Raw genomic sequence first — 18,486 nt, forward strand, 5'->3', positions numbered from 1 at the left:
CTCGGTCCATGCGAGACGCGGCACCGGTGTCCACCCCGCCCCGGGTGCTGCCGCCCAACGATCCCCGCCAGTACGACGACCTGGCCGGCGAGTGGTGGCGACCAGACGGCGCCTTCGCGATGCTGCACTGGCTGGCCCGGGCCCGCGCGGCCATGGTGCCGCCGGCGTCCGAAAGGGACGCACTGCTGGTCGACCTGGGCTGTGGCGCCGGGCTGCTCGCCCCGCACCTGGCCGGCAAGGGCTACCGGCACGTCGGGGTCGACCTGACCCGCTCCGCCCTCGACCAGGCCGCCGCGCACGGGGTGACGGTGATCCAGGGCGACGCCACCGCGGTCCCGCTCGCGGACGGCTGCGCCGCCGTGGTCTCCGCCGGCGAGCTGCTGGAACACGTGCCGGACTGGCGGCGCGCGGTGGCCGAGGCGTGCCGGCTGCTGCGGCCCGGCGGCCTGCTCGTGCTCGACACGCTCAACGACACCCTGCTGGCCCGGCTGGTCGCGGTGGAGCTCGGTGAGCGGCTGCCCACCGTGCCGCGCGGCATCCACGATCCACGGTTGTTCGTGGACGCCCGCGCGCTGGTCGCCGAGTGCGCCCGGCACGGCGTGACCCTGCGGCTGCGCGGTGTCCGCCCCGAGCTGGGCGGGACAGCGGCCTGGCTGTGGCGCCGCTGGCGCGGCGACGGCCGTCCCGCCCGGAGGGAACCGCGCATCCTGCCGACCCGGTCGACCGCCGTGCTCTACCAGGGCCGTGGGCACCGGAGCGGGTAGCGCGGGCCGCCCGGGGTAAAGGGGACGCCGAGAAGGGGGCTACATGACTGTGCACGCGCTGGAGGCGGCGCGCAGGTTGGCGCCGCGACTGGCCGCCCGCGCGGCCGACCACGACCGGGACGGCTCCTTCCCGGTCGAGGACTTCGCCGACCTCCGGGCGGCCGGCCTGTTCGGGCTCATGGTGCCGCGCGAGCTGGGCGGCCTGGGCGCCACCTTCGCCGAGTACGCCGCGGTCGCCACCGAGCTGGCCCGGGGCAACGGTGCGACCGCGCTGGTGTTCAACATGCACGCCTCGGTCACCGGCGCGCTCGGCGCGGTGAACGAGGAGCTGGCCGAGACGCTCGGCGTACCGGACGAGGCGCTGGCCGCCCGGGACCGGCTGCTCCGGGCGGCGGCCGGGGGCGCCTGGTACGCGGTGGCCATGAGCGAACGCGGCGCCGGCGCCCGGCTGTCCCAGCTCAGCACGGTCTACGAGGCGGTCGAGGGCGGCTGGCACCTCAAGGGCAGCAAGGCGTTCTGCTCCGGCGCGGGCCACCCGGACGGCTATCTGGTGGCCGCCCGCAGCGCCGCCGACCAGTCGGTGGTCTCCCAGTTCCTGGTGCCGGCCGGGGAGGGGATAACGGTCGAGCCCACCTGGGACTCGCTGGGCATGCGCGCCACCTCCTCCCACGACGTGCACCTGGACGTGACCGTGCCGGCCGACCGGCTGCTCGGCGGGGTGGAAGGGCTGGCCCTGGTGGTCGCCCAGCTCATGCCGCACTGGCTGGTGGCCAGCTACGCGGCCGTCTACGTCGGGGTGGCCCGGGCCTCGATCGACGCCGCGGCCGAGCACCTGAACGCCCGCGACCTGGCCGGCCTGCCGGCGGTCCGGGCCCGGCTGGGTCGGGCCGACGCGGCCGTGGCGGCGGCCGAGCTGGTGGTGGCCGAGGCGGCCCGCCGGGTCGACGAGGCGCCCGGCGATGCGGAGACCAACCGCTGGGTGTGGCGCGCGAAGCTGCTCGCCGGCACCACCGCGAACGACGTGGCGGCGTCCATGCTGGAGGCGGCCGGCACCTCGGCCACCCGGCGGGGGCATCCGTTGGAGCGGCTCTACCGGGACGCCCGGTGCGGCTCGCTGCACCCGGCCACCTCCGACGTCTGCGCCGACTGGCTCGGCATCGCCGCGCTCGGCGGCGATCCGGACCGGGACGGCGCGACGCCCCGGTGGTGAGCGGGAGGAGTGGGCAGGTCCGGCGAACGCGGTCGCGGACGGAGAGCGGTTTGGTGAATCGGTTTTTGCCGGGCCCGCAGTCGGAAGCGGGCGGGCCTCGTTGGTGAAGCGTGGGGTTGCGGGTCGAGAGGTGGGGGACATGGGCGTGCCGGTGATCGCGGGCCTGGGTACGGCGCAGCCGCCGTCCGCCGCGCAGGACGAGCTGTGGGCGGGCTTCTTCGCGAAGCACTTCTCCGGGACCACCCGGGCGCTGGCCGAGCGCATCTTCGCCAACTCCGGGGTGTCCCGGCGGCAGGCGGCGGTGAACCCGCTGCTGGAGGACGTCTCCGAGTGGCCCACCGAGCGCCGGATGCGGCGCTACCAGGTCGAGGCGTTGCCGCTGGGCAAGGAGGCGGTCGGCCGGGCGCTGACCGCCGCCGGTCTGGACGCCGGTGACGTCGGCCTCTTCGTGGTCTGCTCCTGCACCGGGTACGCCACCCCCGGGCTGGACATCCTGCTCGCGCGGGACCTGGGCATGGCCCCGGACACCCAGCGCATGTTCGTCGGGCACATGGGCTGCTACGCGGCCCTGCCCGGGCTCGGCGCGGCGAGCGACTTCGTCGCGGCCCGGGGCCGTCCCGCGCTGCTGCTCTGCGCGGAGCTGACCAGCCTGCACATCCAGCCGCCGGGCGCCCGGGTGGACACCCAGCAGATCGTCTCGCACGCGCTCTTCTCGGACGCCGCGGTCGCCGCCGTGGTCGTCCCCGGCGGCCGGGGGTACGCGCTGCGCGAGGTCACCTCGGTCACCGACACCTCCACGGCCGACCACATGACCTGGGACGTCACCGACACCGGCTTCCGGATGGGCCTGTCACCGAAGGTGCCGCAGGTGCTCTCGCGCCATGTCCGGGGGCTGGTGGACGACCTGCTGGCCCGGCACGGGTGGCACCGTGACGAGGTGGACGGTTGGGCGGTGCACCCGGGCGGCCCCCGCATCCTCAACGTGGTGGAGCGGGAGCTGGCCCTGCCGCCGACGGCGCTCGCGGCGTCCCGGGCCGTCCTGGACGAGCACGGCAACTGCTCGTCGCCGACGGTGCTGCTGATCCTGGACCGGCTGCGCCGCGCCGCGACGCCGCCGGAGCGGGTGGTGATGCTGGCCTTCGGGCCGGGCCTCACGCTCTACGCCGTCCTGCTGGAGCGCACCGACTGACGGGACGGTGGCCGGGGCTCCGCGCCGATACGCTCCATGCGTGGCTCCCGACGAGCGGATCCGGCGCGCGCTGCTGGCCGGGCTGACGGTGGCGGCGTTGGCGGCCGGCGCGGCCTGGTGGCGGGCGGCGGCGCCGGAGCCGGGACGCACCGGGCCCCAGCGCACCCCGTCGGCCGGTGCCTTCCTCGAACCCGGTTTCCGGGTCGACCCGGGCGGCTCCCCGGTCCGGTCGACGGTGCTGGTGGACCCGAAGACCGGACGCCTGCTGGACCAGGCCGTCCGGCCCGGGCCGGAGGCGGATGCGGACGCGCCGGTGGTGATCCACGAGGAGCCCGGCGGCGTGGCGCGGCCGAGCGAGGTCCTCTACGAGGTGTGGCGGGAGCGGTCCCGCCTGACGCCCGGCGAGGCTCCGGTGACGCGCTGGGCGAACGCGTCGGACGGGAACCGCTTCCTGCTGACGGTCAGCTGCTCCGGCGCGGGCGCGGTGGTCGTCGGGTTGACCGGTTCGTCCGACGACGGGACGGAGCGGGTGGTGAGCTGCGGCGGGCCGACCGCCGCCTCGATCTCGGTGGTGGGCGCGAGCGGCGGGCCGCTGCTGGTCCGGTTCGTCGCGCTCCGGAACCAGGTCGACCTCGAAGCCCGGCTGGACGGGATGGGCTGAGCGGCGGTCAGCCGCCCAGCCGGACCAGGTCGTCGCGGTAGTCCGCCGCCGGGCCCAGCTCGGGCACCACCCGGACCAGGGTGCCCTGCCGGTCCACCAGCAGGGCGGCGGCCGTGCCGGGGTGGGGTGACAGGTGCAGGTAGGAGCGGAGGCCGCCGGCCGGGTCGGCGAGCGGGCGTACCCCCGGTGCGGTGGCGGCCGCGGCGGTGCGGTCCCCGGTGACGGTGACCACGGTGACCCCCGGCGGCGCGGCGGCCGCCGCGGTGCTGACCTGCTCCGTGCAGGCGCACGCGTCCACCAGGACGATCATGGCGGGCAGCAGGCCGCGCAGCGGCACCGGCGCGTCGTCGGGGCCGACGAGGTCAAGGGCGGGCAGCGGCCCGACGGGGGCCGTCGGGTACGGCAGCACGGTGGGTGCGCCGCCGGAGCGGCTCGACCGGGGCCAGGTGACGGCGGCCAGCCCGGTGAGGGTGATCAGCACGGCGGCCAGCAGGACCAGCACGGGGAGGCCGACCGACGGCCGGCCGGCGGGGTCGAGGCGGGGTCCGCGGCCGGCCGGGCGGTTCGCCCGGCGTAGCTCGCGGCGGACCCGGCGAGCCTCCTCGGCCAGCGCCGAGGCGTCGTCGGGGACGACCACCCGGCCCCACTCCGGGGGCAGGTCGGGAAGCCCGTCCGGTGGCCCGTGGCCTTCAGCGTCAGGCATGCCCATCGGACCCCCAGGAACCGTCTCGGTGAGCGGACGTCAGTCCCTCCCCAGGGTCCCGCACCGGTGGTCGTACCGCCACACCTGGGCGCATGTGGAATTCCGGAGCTACCATGGAAGGAGCGCATAGCCCTAGATATGAACGCTTCCGTCACTCTTACCGGGTTGTCATCCGATGGTCACGGAGCGTGTCGGAACCATCGGCTTGACCGCCTGTCAAGCTGAAGAAATACCTCTCACAGGGCCCCTGAGCTGCGCCAACGGTCAGGACAGCGGTGAGACATCGGTGCCTGAGCGTGTTACCCTAGACACAGCGAAAGGGGTTTCGAACCTATGGTTTTCAGTGTCGGCGAGACCGTTGTTTACCCCCACCACGGGGCCGCACTCATCGAGGCAATCGAGACTCGGGTCATCAAGGGCGAGCCTAAGCAGTACCTCGTCCTGAGGGTCGCGCAGGGTGACCTGACGGTCCGGGTGCCCGCCGAGAACGCCGAGATCGTGGGTGTGCGCGAGGTGGTCGGCGAAGAGGGCCTGGGCAAGGTCTTCGACGTGCTCCGTGCACCGCACACCGAGGAGCCGACCAACTGGTCGCGGCGTTACAAGGCGAATCTGGAGAAGCTGGCCTCCGGTAACCCGCTGAAGGTCGCCGAGGTCGTCCGCGACCTGTGGCGCCGGGAGCGGGAGCGGGGTCTCTCCGCGGGTGAGAAGCGCATGCTGGCCAAGGCGCGGGACATTCTCGTCGGCGAGGTCGCGCTGGCCGAGAAGAGCACCAAGGACGAGGCGGAGACGCTGCTCGACAAGGTGCTGACCGAGGCCTGATCCACAGCAGTCGTCGTACCCACCCCGTAGCAAACGAATCCGAGGACCGCGACGTGACCGCGCAGCTCAATCCGCGCGGTGACGTCGCGGTCCTTGTTCCTGCCGCCGGAGCCGGGGTACGCCTCGGCCCGGGCGCTCCCAAAGCGCTCCGGCCGCTCGCCGGCGAGCCGCTGCTGGTGCACGCGGTCCGCCGGATCGCCGCCGCGCCCTCGGTGCACACGATCGTGGTGGCCGCCCCGGCCGCCGACGTCGAGTCGGTCCGGCTGATGCTCGCGCCGGTGGCCCCGGTGACCGTCGTCCCCGGCGGCGCCGAACGCCAGGCGTCGGTGGCCGCCGCGCTGGCCGCCGTCCCCGCGGGGCCGGAGATCGTCCTCGTGCACGACGCGGCACGTGCGCTCACCCCACCCGCGCTGGTCGAGTCGGTGGCCGCGGCCGTCCGCGCCGGCCATGGCGGGGTGATCCCGGTGCTGCCGGTGGTCGACACCGTCAAGGAGGTCGACGCGGACGAGCGGGTCCTCGGCACGGTCGACCGGGCCGCCCTGCGCGCGGTGCAGACCCCGCAGGGCTTCCGCCGGTCGGTGCTGACCGCCGCCCACGAGGCGGCCGGCGATCCGCTCACCGACGACGCCGGCCTCGTCGAGAAGCTGGGCGTCCCGGTGGTCTGCGTACCCGGGTCGGAGCTGGCCCTGAAGATCACCCGCCCGTTCGACCTGGCCCTGGCCGAGCACCTGCTGGCCACCGGCGCCTGACGCGTACCCTCGGCTCATGATCGTTCCTCGGGTGGCCATCGGCACGGACGTGCACGCCTTCGCGGCCGGGCGGCCCTGCTGGGTGGCCGGCCTGCACTGGCCCGACCAGGACGGCCTGGCCGGCCACTCGGACGCCGACGTGGCGGCGCACGCGGCCTGCAACGCCCTGCTCTCCGCGGCCGGCCTCGGCGACCTGGGCGCCAACTTCGGGGTGGACCAGCCGGAGTGGGCGGGCGCGTCCGGGGTGGCCCTGCTGACCGAGAGCGCCCGGCGGGTCCGGGCGGCCGGCTTCGAGATCGGCAACGTGTCCGTCCAGGTGGTCGGCAACCGGCCGAAGATCGGTCCGCGCCGGGAGGAGGCGCAGCGGGTGCTCTCCGCGGCGGTCGGCGCGCCGGTCACCGTCTCCGCCGCCACCACCGACGGCCTCGGCTTCACCGGGCGCGGCGAGGGACTCACCGGGATCGCGGTGGCGCTGGTCTACGAGCCGCCGGTGGTGTGACGCGGCGACCGGGACGGCCCGGTCGCCGCGCCCGGTCAGTCGACGTCCGTGCAGACGTTGTGGGTCGTGCCGTGCAGCATGGTGATGGTCTTCTCGAAGGTGGGCGTGAACTCCACGGTGAACTGGCCGTCCACGATCCACAGCCCCTTCGGCAGCGAGCCCGCGTTCTCCCGGAAGCCGAGCAGCACCGGCCCGGTCACGTACCAGGTCATCGAGCCGTCCGTGCCGTAGACGACCAGCGACGTGCCGCTCGCGTCCGCCGTGGACGTGGCTCCGGTCTCCAGGTTGGTCACCCGGTCGACCAGGGCGCCGGTGAACAGCTCCCGCTTCGGCGAGCCGTCCGGGTACGTCGCCAGGGTCAGCTTTCGGACCTCGTCGACGATCGGTTCGACCCGTACCGCGAAGTCGCACCGGGCTCCGGCGGGCATCTCGAACGCCTCCTGCGGGGCCGGCTCCCAGGCGCCGGGGCCGCTGCCGCCGCTCGCGGCGGACGCCGAGCCGGGCAGTGCCGCGACGATCGCGGCCAGGACCGACGCCACCGCGACGCTCATCTTCAGACGCATGGTCACTCCATCCGTGTTCCAGGTCAGGGCCGTACCAGGATCGCCAGGCCCGCTCACCACGGACTCACCACTCGTCCGCCTCCCGCCGGGCCGAGTCCGCCCGGGTGCCGGGCCGTGCGCCGGGAAGCCCACCATCCGCTCACCGCCGGATGACAACCGGCGGCCCGGGCCAGACCGTCCTGTCCGGTATGGAATTCCGACTGCTCGGACCCTTCGAGGCCCGTCACCGGGGCCGGCCCGTCGAGGTCGGCAGCCGCCGCCAGGAGCGCTGCCTGCTCGGGGTGCTGCTGCTCGACACGGGACGGGTGGTCCGGACCGAACGCCTCATCGACCTGCTCTGGAACGGCCGGCCGCCGGCGTCGGCGCGCGGCGCCGTGCAGACGTACATCGGGCGGTTGCGGGGGGCGTTGACGCCGTACGGGGTGCGGATCAGCACCCGGGGCGAGGGCTACCTCGTGGAGTCCGACGGGCACCACGTCGACGTCGACGAGTTCGGCGAGCTGGTGCGGGCGGCGGGCGCCACCGCCGACCCGGCTGAGCGGGTACGGCTGCTCGACCGGGGATTGGCCCTCTGGCGGGGGCCGCTGCTCGCCGACGCGGCGGACGGCGAGCTGCGGGACCGGCTGCACGGCACCGTCGAGGAGCTCCGGCTGGTCGCCGTCGAGCTGCGCGCCGAGGCGCAGCTCGCGCTGGGCCAGCACGCCCGGGCGATCGCCGAGCTGATGCCCCTGGCCGTCCGGCACCCGACCCGCGAACAGCTCGTCGCCGTCCTGATGACCGCCCTGTACCGGGGCGGCCGGCAGGCCGACGCGCTGCGGCTGTACCGGACCACCCGGCGGCTGCTCGTGGACGAGCTGGGCGTCGAGCCGGGGCCGCGCCTGCGGGAGGTGCACCGCCGGATCCTGCGCGGCGACGACCGGCTGGACCGGCCCGGCCGGCCCGTCTACGAGGTCCGGGTACGCGACGAGTGCCTGCCGTGGAGCGTCGGCGGTCACCCGGCGCTGGACTTCTGCAACACCTTCGCCGGGTGGGGGCACGAACCGCCGTTGCCGGGCGCCGAGTGGCTGCGCGGCTACCGCACCCTGGCCGTGTGGGCCGGGCACGTGGGGCTGATCGACGACGTCTCGGTGAGCCGGCTGATGCACCTGGGCCGGCGGGACCCGGACCAGGCCGAGGCGGTGCTCGCCGAGGCCCGGGAGCTGCGGCACGCGCTGTACGGGTGCCTCACCGGACCGGACGACCGGCACGGGTTCGAGGCGGTCGCCCGGTACGCGGAGGCCGCCGCGAAGGAGCTGGTGTTCCGCCGCGAGACCGACGGTCGCGGGCGCTGGTGGCCGGAGCTCGCGGCCGGGCTCCGGATGCCCCTGCACGCGGTCGCGTGGAGTGCCGCCCAACTGCTCGCCGACCCGCGCCGGCTCACCCTCCGGATCTGCCCGGACGAGCGGTGCGGCTGGCTCTTCCTGGACGACAGCGGGCTGCGGCGCTGGTGCAGCCTGGGCACCTGCGGGCGCTCGCTGGACCGGTCCCGCTGCCACAGCGCCTGACCGCCGTTCGGGCCGGCGGCGGGGGCGGCGGCCGGCGGTTACGCTCGGCGTGATGCCCAACGACGCCGCCCCCGACCAGTCCGCCGCCGACGGCTACGTCCAGCGCGCGCAGCTCCTCGCCGAACTGGGCCGGTACGACGAGGCCGCCGAGGAACTGGACGGGGCGCTCGCCACCGACCCGGGCAACGCCGGGGCGTTGACCATGCTGGCCCGGGTGCACCTCGCCGCCGGCCGGGCGGCGGACGCGCTGCCGGTCGCCGAGGCCGCCGTGGCCGCCGCCCCCGGTGCCCTGTCGCCGCTGGTGGCGCGCGGCTTCGCCCTGGTCGACCTGGGCCGGTGGAAGGCCGCGGCGAGCACCGGGGACGAGATCCTGGCGCTCGGCCCGGACGACGCGTACGCCCAGCGGAGCGCCGCCGCCATCCTGGCCGGCGCGCGCAACGGGCAGGCGGCGCTCAACGCCGCCTGGCGCGGTGTGGAGCTGGCTCCGGAGACCGCCCAGGCGCACCTGGTGCTCGGTCTGGTCGCGGCCCGGCTGGAGCTGTACGACCTGGCCGAGCGGGCCTACCGGGAGGCGCTGCGGCTGGACCCGGAGCTGGCCGAGGCGCGGCACGACATGGGCGTGATCCGGCTGGAGCAGCGCCGCTACGCGGTGGCGCTGGAGCACCTGGCCGAGTCGGCGGTCCTGGACCCGGCGGGCGGCCACGCCAGCCGGACGGTCGCGGACGGGTTGCGCGAGCTGATTCTGTACGGCGCGGGCTGGTCGCTGGTGGCCACCGTGCTGGTCGCCTTCCTGGCACCGGTCGCTCCGGGCCCGTCGCGGATCTTCGCGGTGCTGACCGCGCTCGGTGGGGCCCTGCTGGCCTGGCGGTACGCGGTCCGGCTGCCCGGCCGGCTGGACACGATCGTGCCGGGGCTGTTCCGCGCCGATCCGGCCCTGGCCCTGGCCGTGTGCGCGGTGGCCGCCGCCCCGGTGCTGCTGGTGCTCTACGCGCTGGTCGGCGGCCCGTGGCCGCTGGTCACCGGTATCACGGCGACGGTGGTGGCCGAGTTCGTCGTGCTCGCACGGCCCGGCCACCACCCCCGGCGCTAGGCCCGGCGCGCCCAGGTCCAGGCGTACGCGTCGTCCTCGCAGGCGGTCGCGGCGTCGCAGAGGTCGAGCGGGCGGAAGGTGTCCACCATGACCGCCAGCTCGTCGAAGAACTCCGCCCCGATCGACCGCTCGGCGGCGCCCGGCTGGGGGCCGTGGGTGAAGCCGGACGGGTGCAGCGAGATCGAACCCTGCTCGATGCCGGAGCCGCGCCGGGCCTCGTAGTTGCCGCCGGTGTAGAACAGCATCTCGTCGGAGTCGACGTTGTGGTGGTTGTACGGCACCGGGATGGCGCCCGGGTGGTAGTCCACCTTGCGCGGCACGAACGAGCAGATCACGAAGTTCGGGCCCTGGAAGGTCTGGTGCACGGGCGGCGGCTGGTGGATCCGGCCGGTGATCGGCTCGAAGTCGTGGATGGAGAACGCCCACGGGTACATGTGCCCGTCCCAGCCGACCACGTCGAACGGGTGGTTCGCGTACACGTACCTGGTCCAACCCCGCCGGTGGCGGACCAGCACCTCGACGTCGGTCTCGTCGACGAGCAGCGGGGTGTCCGGCCCGCGGACGTCCCGCTCGCAGTAGGGCGAGTGCTCCAGGAACTGCCCGCGGACCGAGAGATAGCGCTTGGGCGGGCCGACGTGGCCGGCGGCCTCGATGGCGAGCAGCCGGGTCGGCTCGTCGCCGGTGGGCACGAGGCGGTGGATGGTCGAGGTGGGGATGATGACGTAGTCACCGGCCACCACCTCCAGCAGGCCGAACGGTGACTCCACCCGCAGCGTCCCGGACTCCACGTAGAGGCAGTGGTCGCCGGTGGCGTCCCGGAACAGCGGCGACGGCCGGTCGGCCAGCACGTAGGCGATGCGCACGTCGTCGTTGGCGAGCAGGTACTGCCGGCCGAGCACCGGGTCGGCGCCGGCGCCGTCGAGCTTGTGGGTGCGCAGGTGCCGCGGCTTCAGCGGCAGGTTGGGGACCCGGGTGAACGCGTTCGGGGTGAACTCCTCGGCGGCCACGATCGCCGTGGGCGCGTGCCGGTGGTAGAGCAGCGACGAGTCGGAGGAGAAGCCCTCCTGGCCGACCAGCTCCTCGGCGTAGAGGGTGCCGTCGGGTTGGCGGAACTGGGTGTGGCGCTTGCGGGGCACCTCGCCGACGCTGCGGTAGTACGGCATCTCGCCTCCCGTTATGTCCCGTTCTCCGGCCGGTGACGTCCGATAATCGGACGTAGTTGTCCGTTCCTTGTAGCGTCCCGTAGATTCTTGTCTCGTGTCAACGCAGGTGCCCCGCCTCTTCGCCGGCCTCGTCGACGACGCGGCGGTCTTTCCGCCCGGCAGCGCCGCGCTGCCGGACGCCGTGACCGCGCATCGCCGGCACCGCGCCGGGTGGTACGCCGACCTGGTCGGCCCGCTGCTGCTGCCCGCCTCGTCGGTTGCGGCCGGTGAGCTCAGCGGCCTGGTCGACCCGGCCGAGGGCTTCGTGATCGGCCTGATCGGCGACACCGGCGTCGAGGGCCTGCCCTTCGCCATGTCCTTCCTGCCGCCGGACGGGGTCACCGCCAGCCAGGTCGAGGCCCCGGTCGCCAAGCGGGGTGAGGACCCGCAGCCGGGCCTCACCGACCTGGTCAAGCTCGCCGAGCGCCTCGGCGGCACCACCGTCTACGCCGAGATCCCGCTGACGTTCGGCCTGATGAGTGCGCTGGACGCCCTCGCCGCGGCGCGGGCCGGCGGGCTGCCCGTGGCCGCCAAGTTCCGCACCGGCGGGCTGGCCGCCGAACTCTTCCCGACCCCGGTGGAGCTGGCCGCGGTGATCTGCGCGTGCCGGGACCGGGGGCTGCCGTTCAAGCTGACCGCCGGGCTGCACCAGGCGATCCGGCACCGGGACCCGGAGACCGGCTTCACCCACCACGGGTTCGTCAACGTGCTGGCGGCGACGCTGGCGGCCACCGGGGGCGCCGAGGTCGACGCGGTGGCCGAGCTGCTCGCCGTCACCGACCCGCTCCGGGTGGTCGAGCAGACCCGGGCACACCAGGACGCCGAGCGCCCGCTCTGGGTCGGCTACGGCTCGTGCAGCATCTCCGAACCACTTACCGATCTGATCCGGCTGGGGCTGGTGAACGGGGGCTTCGAGGAATGAGCGAGCGCAGCGAGCGAATCAGCAGGTTCAGTGCGTCGGTGCCTCATGGCGCCACGGAGCGGAGCGGAGTGGCGGCATGAGCTGGGTGACGGGTGCCGCGGGTTCGGCCTACGGGGTGGCCAACCTGCCGTACGGGGTGTTCCGGCAGGGCGACCGCGAGCCGCGGATCGGCGTGCGGATCGGCGACTTCGTGCTGGACCTGGCGGGCGCGGAGGCCGCCGGGCTGGTGCTGGCCGCCGGCGCGCTCGGCCGGCACACCCTCAACGACTTCATGGCCCTCGGCCGTCCGCAGTGGACCGCCGTGCGGCAGCGGGTCACCGAGCTGCTCACCGACCCGGCGCACCGGCCGGCCGTGGAGCCGCTGCTGGTGCCGCTGCGCGAGGTGGAGCTGCTGCTCCCGTTCGAGGTCGCCGACTACGTCGACTTCTACTCGTCCGAGCACCACGCGTCGAACGTCGGGCAGATCTTCCGCCCCGGCCAGCCGCCGCTGCTGCCGAACTGGAAGCACGTGCCGATCGGCTACCACGGCCGGGCCGGCACCGTGGTCGTCTCGGGCACCTCCGTGGTGCGCCCGACCGGCCAGCGGGCCACCGCGCAGGGCCCGACCACGGGCGCCTCCGTCCGGTTGGACATCGAGGCCGAGGTGGGCTTCGTGGTCGGGGTGCCGAGCCGGCTCGGCGACCGGGTCCCGGTCGCGGACTTCGCCGACCACGTCTTCGGCGTGGTGCTGGTCAACGACTGGTCGGCCCGGGACATCCAGGCCTGGGAGTACCAGCCGCTCGGCCCGTTCCTGGGCAAGTCCTTCGCCACCTCGGTCTCGGCGTGGGTCACCCCGCTGGACGCGCTGGCCGACGCCTTCGTGCCCGCGCCCGACCAGGACCCGCCGGTCCAGGACTACCTGCACGACACCCCGCACCTCGGACTCGACCTGAGCCTGTCGGTCGAGTGGAACGGCGAGCGGGTCGCCGAACCGCCGTTCGCCACCATGTACTGGACCCCGGCCCAGCAGCTCGCCCACCTCACCGTCAACGGCGCCTCCCTGCGGACCGGCGACCTCTACGCCTCCGGCACCGTCTCCGGGCCCGAGCGCGGGCAGGTCGGCTCGTTCCTGGAGCTGACCTGGGGCGGGGCCGAGCCGGTCAAGTTCGCCGACGGCGCCGAGCGCACCTTCCTGGAGGACGGCGACACGGTCACGATCACCGCTACCGCGCCCGGCCCGGACGGCACCACGATCGCCCTCGGCGAGGTCACCGGCAGCATCCTGCCGGCGCGCTGAGTCGCCCTGTTCACTCTCCGTCCCCGGTCGCACCCGCTGTGCGACCGGGGACGTTGCCTTCGCCGTTGATCGTCGCGGATTGCGTACGCCCCGGCGGTGCGGGCCGGGGCGCACCCGAGTGAACAGGAAGGACCGCGAGGATGACCGAGTTGACCGGCGCCATCTGGCGCACCAGCAGCCGCTCCAACGATCAGGGCCTCTGCGTCGAGGTGGCGACCAACGTGGTCGCCGCGCACGGCGTGGTGGGCGTACGCGACTCGAAGGACCCCCAGGGTCCCGCGCTCGCGGTGAGCCCACCGGGCTGGACCGCGTTCGTCGCCGCGATCCGGGGTGACGCCTTCCGCTCCTGACCGCTCACCACGCCGGTGCCCCGCGATCGGGGCACCGGTGGTGGAAATGTCACCGCAAGGCTCCCCTTACCCGGTGACGGCCCGTACCGTGGACGACACGGGAGGTGCCATGTCGACGGTGACGGTTTCCGCATTCATCGAAGCGCAGGACGTCGACGTCTGGCGGCTCCTCACCGACCTCCCGGCGCGGGCCGACTGGCTCTCCGCGGTCGGCGACGTCGAGATCCTCACCTCGGGCGACCTCGGGGCCGGCACCGCCTGGCGGGAGACCCGGGTGCGACCCGATGGCGTCGCCGAGCCCGAGGAGTTCCTGGTGGTCGAGGCGGTCGCCCCGGCGCGGCTGGTGCTCAGCTCGCGGGGCGCGGGTGCGGACTACCGGATCACCTGGACGCTGCGCACCGTCGAGCGCCGGCGGCGCGGCTGCACCGAGGTCACCGTCGAGCACGAGGCGGTGCCGACCCGCCCGTACGGCCGGGTGCTGGCGCTGATCCTCGGCGGTCTGGCGGCCCGTGCGGTCGAGGGCGCCCTCCGCCGGGACCTGGCCGACCTGGCGCTGGCCGTCGGGCCCACCCGGTCGGCCGAGGCCGCCTGAGCCGACCCCGCCGGCGGGTCTGACCCCGGCCGGGCGCGCGGCCCCCGGGGACCGCCGCTGGGTAGGGTGCCGGGCGGAGGTGCGGCATGGGCAAGCCCGCGGGGCGGCGGATCATGGTGGCGGTCGTGGCGGTGCTGGCCGTCGCGGCGGCGGTCGCCGTGGTCGTCCGGGTCCTCGCGCCCGCCGAGGTCGAGACGGTCGCCCGGGGAGCGTACCCGGCCGCGCCGACCCCGCCGGTGGGGGTGATCGGCCGGCTGCCGGTCGCGCCGCTGGTCGTGGACGGCCGGCTCCGCGTCTACGCGGGCGCCCGCCAGGTGTACGCGGACCAGCCCGTCTCCGGGAAGCACCGGGTCACCCCGTTCTGGTCGTACCGTCGCTGGCCGGCCAAGCTGGTCGGGGTGCTCGCCGAGGGCACCACGGTGGTCAGTCGCTGGTCCGACGGGAAGCTGGTGGCGCTGGACGCGCGTACCGGGCGGGTCGCCTGGCGGGCCGACGGGCCGGCGCCCGGCGACGTGCCGAAGCCCCGCCGCACCTACGCCGCCACGGTCTGGGATCCGGTCGGCCTGCACGTCACCCGGTCCGCCGACGGCCGGACGGTGCTGGTCGCGGCCGGTCCCGGCGGGATGGGCGGGTACGCCCTGGCGGACGGCCGCCGGCTGTGGCGGTCGGAGGTGGCGCGGGGCTGCCGCGCCGACGTGGGCACCACGGCCGCCGGCGAGCTGCTCGGGGTCGACTCCTGCGCGGGGCCGGCAACTGTCGAGTTCCGGGACGCCGCCACCGGCGCGGTACGGACCCGCTGGCGCCCTCCGGACGCCCCGGAGCAGCTCGTGGTGACGCCGCTCGGCTGCCGGGACGGGCACTCGGCCTGCCGCGGGCTGCGTACCTCCGGGCGGGGCGACGAGACCGGCCGGGGCTGGCTGGTCCCCGGCGCGGGTGAGCCGGTTGCCGCTCCCGCGCTGGACGGCCCGGACAGCGAGCTGGACGGCGAGCACGCGGTGGGCGCCGCGGGCGGCGTGGTCACCGGACGGTCTGCCCGCACCGGCGCGCAGGTGTGGCGCCGGGACGACCTGGGGCAGGTCCGGATCCTGGCGGTCGAGCCGGGCCGGGTGCACCTGCTGACCGGGGCGCGGGAGCTGGTCACCATCGATCCGGCCACCGGGGCGGAGCGGTCCCGGTTCACCATGGATCTCGGCCGCGACGGGACCGGGTGGCAGCCCGGCCGGGCGCACGCGGTGGACGGCTACGTGGCGGTGGAACGGCTCCGCGAGCGGGCCCGCCCGGACGACGACGACCAGGGGTACTTCCTGATGGCCGAGCCAGTGCTGCTGGCCCGCACCTGATCACCTCAGGTATTCGGCAAAACGGACAAAAGGTATTGGAGTTCCCATATCGTCTGGTGAGACGTCCGGGGCCGGTCCGTAGGGGGTTGACGGACCGGCCCCGGACCTGCGCCGTCAGGCCAGCGCGGCCTCGGCGGCGACCAGGAAGGCGTCGTTCTCGGCCGGGGTGCCGATGGTGACCCGCACACCGTCGCCGGGGAACGGCCGGACGATCACGCCGCGCGCCTCGCACGCCCGGCCGAACTCGACGGCCCGCTCGCCGAGCGGCAGCCAGACGAAGTTGGCCTGGCTCTCCGGCACGTCCGGGACGAACTTGCGCAGCGCCTCGGTGACCCGGTCCCGCTCGGCGACGACCAGCGCGCAGCGGCGCTCGACCTCGTCGGCCTGCGCGAGCGCGGCCAGCGCGCCCGCCTGCGCGGCCATGCTGGTCGAGAAGGGGGTGACCACCTTGCGCACGGCGGCGGCCACGGTCGGCTCGGCGACCAGCCAGCCGATCCGCAGGCCGGCCAGGCCCCAGGCCTTGGACAGGGTGCGCAGCACCGCCACGTTCGGCCGGTCCAGGTAGCTCAGGCCGTCCGGCACCTCGGGGTCGGTGACGAACTCCCGGTACGCCTCGTCGATCACCACGAGCACGTCGTCCGGCACCGCGTCGAGGAAGCGGTCCAGCTCGGCCTTGCGGACCGCGGTGCCGGTCGGGTTGTTCGGGTTGCAGACCAGGATCATCCGGGTCCGGTCGGTCACCGCCGCCGCCATCGAGGCCAGGTCGTGGCCGTGGCCGGCGTCGTTCGGCACCCGCACGCTGGTCGCGCCGCTGGTCGCCGCGATGATCGGGTACGCCTCGAAGGACCGCCACGAGTAGAGCAGCTCGTCGCCGGGCAGGCAGGTGGCCCGGACCAGGTGCTCGGCCAGCGCCACCGAGCCGCAGCCGGTGGCGATCCGGTCGGCGTCCACGCCGTACCGCTCCGCGAGGGCCTGGCGCAGCGCTACCACGCCCATGTCGGGGTAGCGGTGCGAACCGGCGACCGCCTCGGTGACCGCCTCCACGACCCCGGGCAGCGGGCCGTACGGGACCTCGTTGCTGGCCAGCTTGATCGCCTCGGGCAGGCCCAGCTCGCGGGCCAGGTCGGCCGGGCTGCGGCCGGGCACGTAGTTGGGCAGCGCGTCGAGGTCGGCGCGGGTGAGCCGCAGCGGAGGCTGGTGACGTCCGGTGTCGGTCATGGGGTGTCTCCCGGGGGGTTGGCGCGGTCGCGCGGGGTGGTGCGGGTGTCGGGCCGGGTGCGGGGCAACTGGACCACCACGGTCTGTGCCCGCTTGTCGTGCAGGGCCTGGCGCAGCGGCTGGTCGAAGAGCGGGGAGACCGCGTCCACGAACTGGAGCAGCAGGCCCAGGCCGCAGCAGTACCAGAGCAGGGTGGGCAGGCCGAGGGTGCTCCAGCGCCGGGTGGCCCGGCCGAAGCCGAGCGGTTGGTCCGCCTCGATCGGCAGCGCCCGGACGCCCACCAGCCGCTTGCCGAAGGTCTGGCCGCGGGCGGCCATCGAGGGCACCTCGTACGCGAACCAGAGCGCGGTGGCGATCAGCAGGATGGCGATCTGGAGTCCGGCGGCCTGCTCGCCCGGCTGGGGCAGCCCGTCGGTGGAGGTGTCCCCGGCCAGCGACCGGCGCACCGACTCCCTCAGGTACGGCGAGATCTCCTCGACGTAGCGCCAGACGAACCAGCCGTTGACCACGGCGTTGAGCAGGAACACCACGCCGAGGTCGATCAGGCGGGCGACCAGTCGGGCGCCGTACGAGGCGAGCGGCAGCCCGTGTGGGCGCGGCACCGGGGGTCGCCCCGGCCAGCCGGGGTACGGCCAGCCCGGCGGCGGCCCCTGCTGGCCCTGCTGGCCCGGTTGGCCGGCCCACGGGCCGGGCTGTCCCGTCGGGCCGGGCTGTCCGGGCTGTCCGGGCTGTCCGGGCTGTCCGGGCTGTCCGGGCCACGGGCCGGTCTGCCCGGGCCACGGCTGTCCCGGGCCACCGGCCGGCGGGCCCGGGTACGGCCCGGGCGCCGGCGCGCCGGGGTGCGTCCCCGGCACCGGGGCCGGCTGGCCCGGGTGCGGCGCGGCTGAGGTGGGGGCCGGCGCTGCGGTGGCGGGGGCCGGCTCGGGCGGCGGTGGTCCGTCGGGCGGGGTGGCGTCGACGGGGATCGGCGCGCCGAGCCACCCCTCGCCGTCCCAGTACCTGCGGGTCTCGGGGTCGGCGGGGTCGACGTACCAGCCGGGTTGCACGCTCACGGCCGTGCCTCGCGGTGCTCGCTCACGGTGCAACCTTAACGACGACCGTTCCGGCGAACTTGTCGTGCAGGCACTGCTGCCAGGGCTTGTCCCAGAGCTGCCAGAACCCGTCGACGTAGTTCGCGAAGGGCACCAGCGATCCGGCGACGAACTCCACCAGGTACCGCCGGCCGAGGACGCCCCGGGTCAGCGGCGCGCTCGGGTCGAGCGGGACGATGCGCAGCTTCATCGCCTTCTTGCCGAGCGTCTGGCCGGTCCGGCGGGCGTACTCGACGTGGTAGAGCCAGTAGAAGGCGAACATCACCAGCAACAGGCCGGCCTCGGCCAGCAGCATCGGCAGGAAGAAGTCGGTCATCATCATGGCCGGGTCGGGCTCGGGCACCGTTCCGTCCGGGGCGACCGTCATCATCTCGTTGAACATCCGGAACCAGAGCCAGAGGAAGACCGGCGCGAAGAGCACCATGGCGACCGCGGTCGCGACCGTCATGTCGATCAGCCAGGCCACGAGCCGCTCGCCGAAGCCGGCCAGCGGCTGCCCGTTGGGGGCCCGGGTGGGCGGCACGAAGGCGGCGTGCGGGGCGTACCCCGGGGGTGGCGGGGGGTAGCTCGGCAGCCCGGCGTACGTGGGTGGGGTGTGCTGCTGCGGCGGCAGGTACGGCCCGGACGGCGGCGCGAAACCGCCGCCCGCGGGCGGGGGCCCGGCGGGCGGCGGCGTCGACATGGGGGGAGGCTGGGTCACGCGG

20 protein-coding genes are annotated in these 18,486 nt (G+C 75.1%); 14 read left to right on the top strand and 6 right to left on the bottom strand.

All coding sequences use genetic code 11. The features are described 5' to 3' along the window. The first annotated feature begins 8 nt into the window (after positions 1-8). From NFX44_RS07285 to NFX44_RS07300, 4 genes are all read left to right on the top strand, one after another. The gene (locus NFX44_RS07285; RefSeq protein ID WP_262282732.1) at positions 9-764 is read left to right on the top strand and encodes a methyltransferase domain-containing protein; all 756 of its coding nucleotides are present in this window, start codon (positions 9-11) and stop codon (positions 762-764) included. A gap of 43 nt (positions 765-807) precedes the next feature. After that, positions 808-1,974, top strand: coding sequence for an acyl-CoA dehydrogenase family protein (locus NFX44_RS07290; RefSeq protein WP_262282733.1), 1,167 nt, complete (start codon positions 808-810; stop codon positions 1,972-1,974). 139 nt (positions 1,975-2,113) lie between these two features. After that, entirely contained in the window at positions 2,114-3,163 is a 1,050-nt protein-coding gene (locus tag NFX44_RS07295) for a type III polyketide synthase (RefSeq protein WP_262282734.1), read from the top strand. A gap of 40 nt (positions 3,164-3,203) precedes the next feature. Continuing rightward, a complete protein-coding gene (locus NFX44_RS07300) occupies positions 3,204-3,824 on the top strand; it encodes a hypothetical protein (RefSeq protein ID WP_262282735.1) in 621 nt (206 codons plus the stop codon). 7 nt (positions 3,825-3,831) lie between these two features. On the opposite strand, the gene NFX44_RS07305 is transcribed toward NFX44_RS07300, so the two are convergent. Further along, positions 3,832-4,533, bottom strand: coding sequence for a hypothetical protein (locus NFX44_RS07305; protein ID WP_262282736.1), 702 nt, complete (start codon positions 4,531-4,533; stop codon positions 3,832-3,834). A gap of 327 nt (positions 4,534-4,860) precedes the next feature. On the opposite strand from NFX44_RS07305, the gene NFX44_RS07310 reads away from it, so the two are divergent. The 3 genes from NFX44_RS07310 to ispF are packed head-to-tail and all read left to right on the top strand — an operon-like array spanning position 4,861 to position 6,594. Next, complete coding sequence (locus NFX44_RS07310) at positions 4,861-5,346, top strand: CarD family transcriptional regulator (RefSeq protein ID WP_007073334.1); 486 nt, start codon at positions 4,861-4,863, stop codon at positions 5,344-5,346. Between the two features lie 53 nt (positions 5,347-5,399). Beyond that, positions 5,400-6,095 carry a 2-C-methyl-D-erythritol 4-phosphate cytidylyltransferase gene (ispD, locus tag NFX44_RS07315; RefSeq protein ID WP_262282737.1) on the top strand — a complete coding sequence of 232 codons (696 nt, stop codon included), beginning with the start codon at positions 5,400-5,402 and terminating at the stop codon, positions 6,093-6,095. A 16-nt stretch (positions 6,096-6,111) separates the two neighbouring features. After that, positions 6,112-6,594, top strand: coding sequence for a 2-C-methyl-D-erythritol 2,4-cyclodiphosphate synthase (gene ispF, locus NFX44_RS07320; protein ID WP_262282738.1), 483 nt, complete (start codon positions 6,112-6,114; stop codon positions 6,592-6,594). A 35-nt stretch (positions 6,595-6,629) separates the two neighbouring features. Here ispF and NFX44_RS07325 read toward each other — a convergent pair whose 3' ends face one another. After that, entirely contained in the window at positions 6,630-7,157 is a 528-nt protein-coding gene (locus tag NFX44_RS07325) for a hypothetical protein (RefSeq protein ID WP_262282739.1), read from the bottom strand. Positions 7,158-7,345: 188 nt separating this feature from the next. Between NFX44_RS07325 and NFX44_RS07330 the strand changes: the two genes are divergently transcribed. Further along, entirely contained in the window at positions 7,346-8,701 is a 1,356-nt protein-coding gene (locus tag NFX44_RS07330) for a BTAD domain-containing putative transcriptional regulator (RefSeq protein WP_262282740.1), read from the top strand. Positions 8,702-8,753: 52 nt separating this feature from the next. After that, entirely contained in the window at positions 8,754-9,791 is a 1,038-nt protein-coding gene (locus tag NFX44_RS07335) for a tetratricopeptide repeat protein (protein WP_262282741.1), read from the top strand. On the opposite strand, the gene NFX44_RS07340 is transcribed toward NFX44_RS07335, so the two are convergent. Then, positions 9,788-10,954 carry a homogentisate 1,2-dioxygenase gene (locus tag NFX44_RS07340; protein ID WP_262282742.1) on the bottom strand — a complete coding sequence of 389 codons (1,167 nt, stop codon included), beginning with the start codon at positions 10,952-10,954 and terminating at the stop codon, positions 9,788-9,790. The two genes, NFX44_RS07335 and NFX44_RS07340, sit on opposite strands and share 4 nt — an antisense overlap. 94 nt (positions 10,955-11,048) lie before the next feature. Here NFX44_RS07340 and NFX44_RS07345 point away from each other — a divergent pair, with 94 nt between their 5' ends. From NFX44_RS07345 to NFX44_RS07365, 5 genes are all read left to right on the top strand, one after another. Beyond that, a complete protein-coding gene (locus NFX44_RS07345; protein WP_262282743.1) occupies positions 11,049-11,915 on the top strand; it encodes a hypothetical protein in 867 nt (288 codons plus the stop codon). 76 nt (positions 11,916-11,991) lie between these two features. Next, entirely contained in the window at positions 11,992-13,191 is a 1,200-nt protein-coding gene (gene fahA / locus NFX44_RS07350) for a fumarylacetoacetase (RefSeq protein WP_262282744.1), read from the top strand. A gap of 140 nt (positions 13,192-13,331) precedes the next feature. Beyond that, entirely contained in the window at positions 13,332-13,541 is a 210-nt protein-coding gene (locus NFX44_RS07355; protein WP_262282745.1) for a DUF397 domain-containing protein, read from the top strand. 109 nt (positions 13,542-13,650) lie between these two features. Beyond that, positions 13,651-14,133, top strand: coding sequence for an SRPBCC family protein (locus tag NFX44_RS07360; protein ID WP_262282746.1), 483 nt, complete (start codon positions 13,651-13,653; stop codon positions 14,131-14,133). Between the two features lie 86 nt (positions 14,134-14,219). Next, positions 14,220-15,473 carry a PQQ-like beta-propeller repeat protein gene (locus tag NFX44_RS07365; protein WP_262282747.1) on the top strand — a complete coding sequence of 418 codons (1,254 nt, stop codon included), beginning with the start codon at positions 14,220-14,222 and terminating at the stop codon, positions 15,471-15,473. 114 nt (positions 15,474-15,587) lie between these two features. Here NFX44_RS07365 and hisC read toward each other — a convergent pair whose 3' ends face one another. Genes hisC through NFX44_RS07380 form a run of 3 tightly spaced genes read right to left on the bottom strand, consistent with a single transcriptional unit; the run spans position 15,588 to position 18,482 of the window. Further along, positions 15,588-16,691, bottom strand: coding sequence for a histidinol-phosphate transaminase (gene hisC, locus NFX44_RS07370; RefSeq protein WP_262282748.1), 1,104 nt, complete (start codon positions 16,689-16,691; stop codon positions 15,588-15,590). Further along, the gene (locus NFX44_RS07375) at positions 16,688-17,743 is read right to left on the bottom strand and encodes an RDD family protein (protein ID WP_262282749.1); all 1,056 of its coding nucleotides are present in this window, start codon (positions 17,741-17,743) and stop codon (positions 16,688-16,690) included. The genes hisC and NFX44_RS07375 overlap by 4 nt, the downstream gene beginning before the upstream one ends. Positions 17,744-17,765: 22 nt before the next feature. Further along, positions 17,766-18,482 carry an RDD family protein gene (locus tag NFX44_RS07380; protein ID WP_262282750.1) on the bottom strand — a complete coding sequence of 239 codons (717 nt, stop codon included), beginning with the start codon at positions 18,480-18,482 and terminating at the stop codon, positions 17,766-17,768. Positions 18,483-18,486 lie beyond the last annotated feature (4 nt).

The organism is Micromonospora sp. MA102, from assembly GCF_025460765.1.
Taxonomy (GTDB): Bacteria; Actinomycetota; Actinomycetes; order Mycobacteriales; family Micromonosporaceae; genus Micromonospora; species Micromonospora halotolerans.

Coding starts and splice junctions, on each gene's coding strand:
- NFX44_RS07305 (WP_262282736.1), bottom strand. CDS start 4,533: ATGGGCATGCCTGACGCTGAAGGCCACGGGCCACCGGACGGGCTTCCC.
- fahA (WP_262282744.1), top strand. CDS start 11,992: ATGAGCTGGGTGACGGGTGCCGCGGGTTCGGCCTACGGGGTGGCCAAC.
- NFX44_RS07365 (WP_262282747.1), top strand. CDS start 14,220: ATGGGCAAGCCCGCGGGGCGGCGGATCATGGTGGCGGTCGTGGCGGTG.
- NFX44_RS07295 (WP_262282734.1), top strand. CDS start 2,114: ATGGGCGTGCCGGTGATCGCGGGCCTGGGTACGGCGCAGCCGCCGTCC.
- NFX44_RS07340 (WP_262282742.1), bottom strand. CDS start 10,954: ATGCCGTACTACCGCAGCGTCGGCGAGGTGCCCCGCAAGCGCCACACC.
- NFX44_RS07285 (WP_262282732.1), top strand. CDS start 9: ATGCGAGACGCGGCACCGGTGTCCACCCCGCCCCGGGTGCTGCCGCCC.
- NFX44_RS07330 (WP_262282740.1), top strand. CDS start 7,346: ATGGAATTCCGACTGCTCGGACCCTTCGAGGCCCGTCACCGGGGCCGG.
- NFX44_RS07290 (WP_262282733.1), top strand. CDS start 808: ATGACTGTGCACGCGCTGGAGGCGGCGCGCAGGTTGGCGCCGCGACTG.
- NFX44_RS07325 (WP_262282739.1), bottom strand. CDS start 7,157: ATGCGTCTGAAGATGAGCGTCGCGGTGGCGTCGGTCCTGGCCGCGATC.
- hisC (WP_262282748.1), bottom strand. CDS start 16,691: ATGACCGACACCGGACGTCACCAGCCTCCGCTGCGGCTCACCCGCGCC.
- NFX44_RS07355 (WP_262282745.1), top strand. CDS start 13,332: ATGACCGAGTTGACCGGCGCCATCTGGCGCACCAGCAGCCGCTCCAAC.
- NFX44_RS07310 (WP_007073334.1), top strand. CDS start 4,861: ATGGTTTTCAGTGTCGGCGAGACCGTTGTTTACCCCCACCACGGGGCC.
- ispF (WP_262282738.1), top strand. CDS start 6,112: ATGATCGTTCCTCGGGTGGCCATCGGCACGGACGTGCACGCCTTCGCG.
- NFX44_RS07360 (WP_262282746.1), top strand. CDS start 13,651: ATGTCGACGGTGACGGTTTCCGCATTCATCGAAGCGCAGGACGTCGAC.
- NFX44_RS07335 (WP_262282741.1), top strand. CDS start 8,754: ATGCCCAACGACGCCGCCCCCGACCAGTCCGCCGCCGACGGCTACGTC.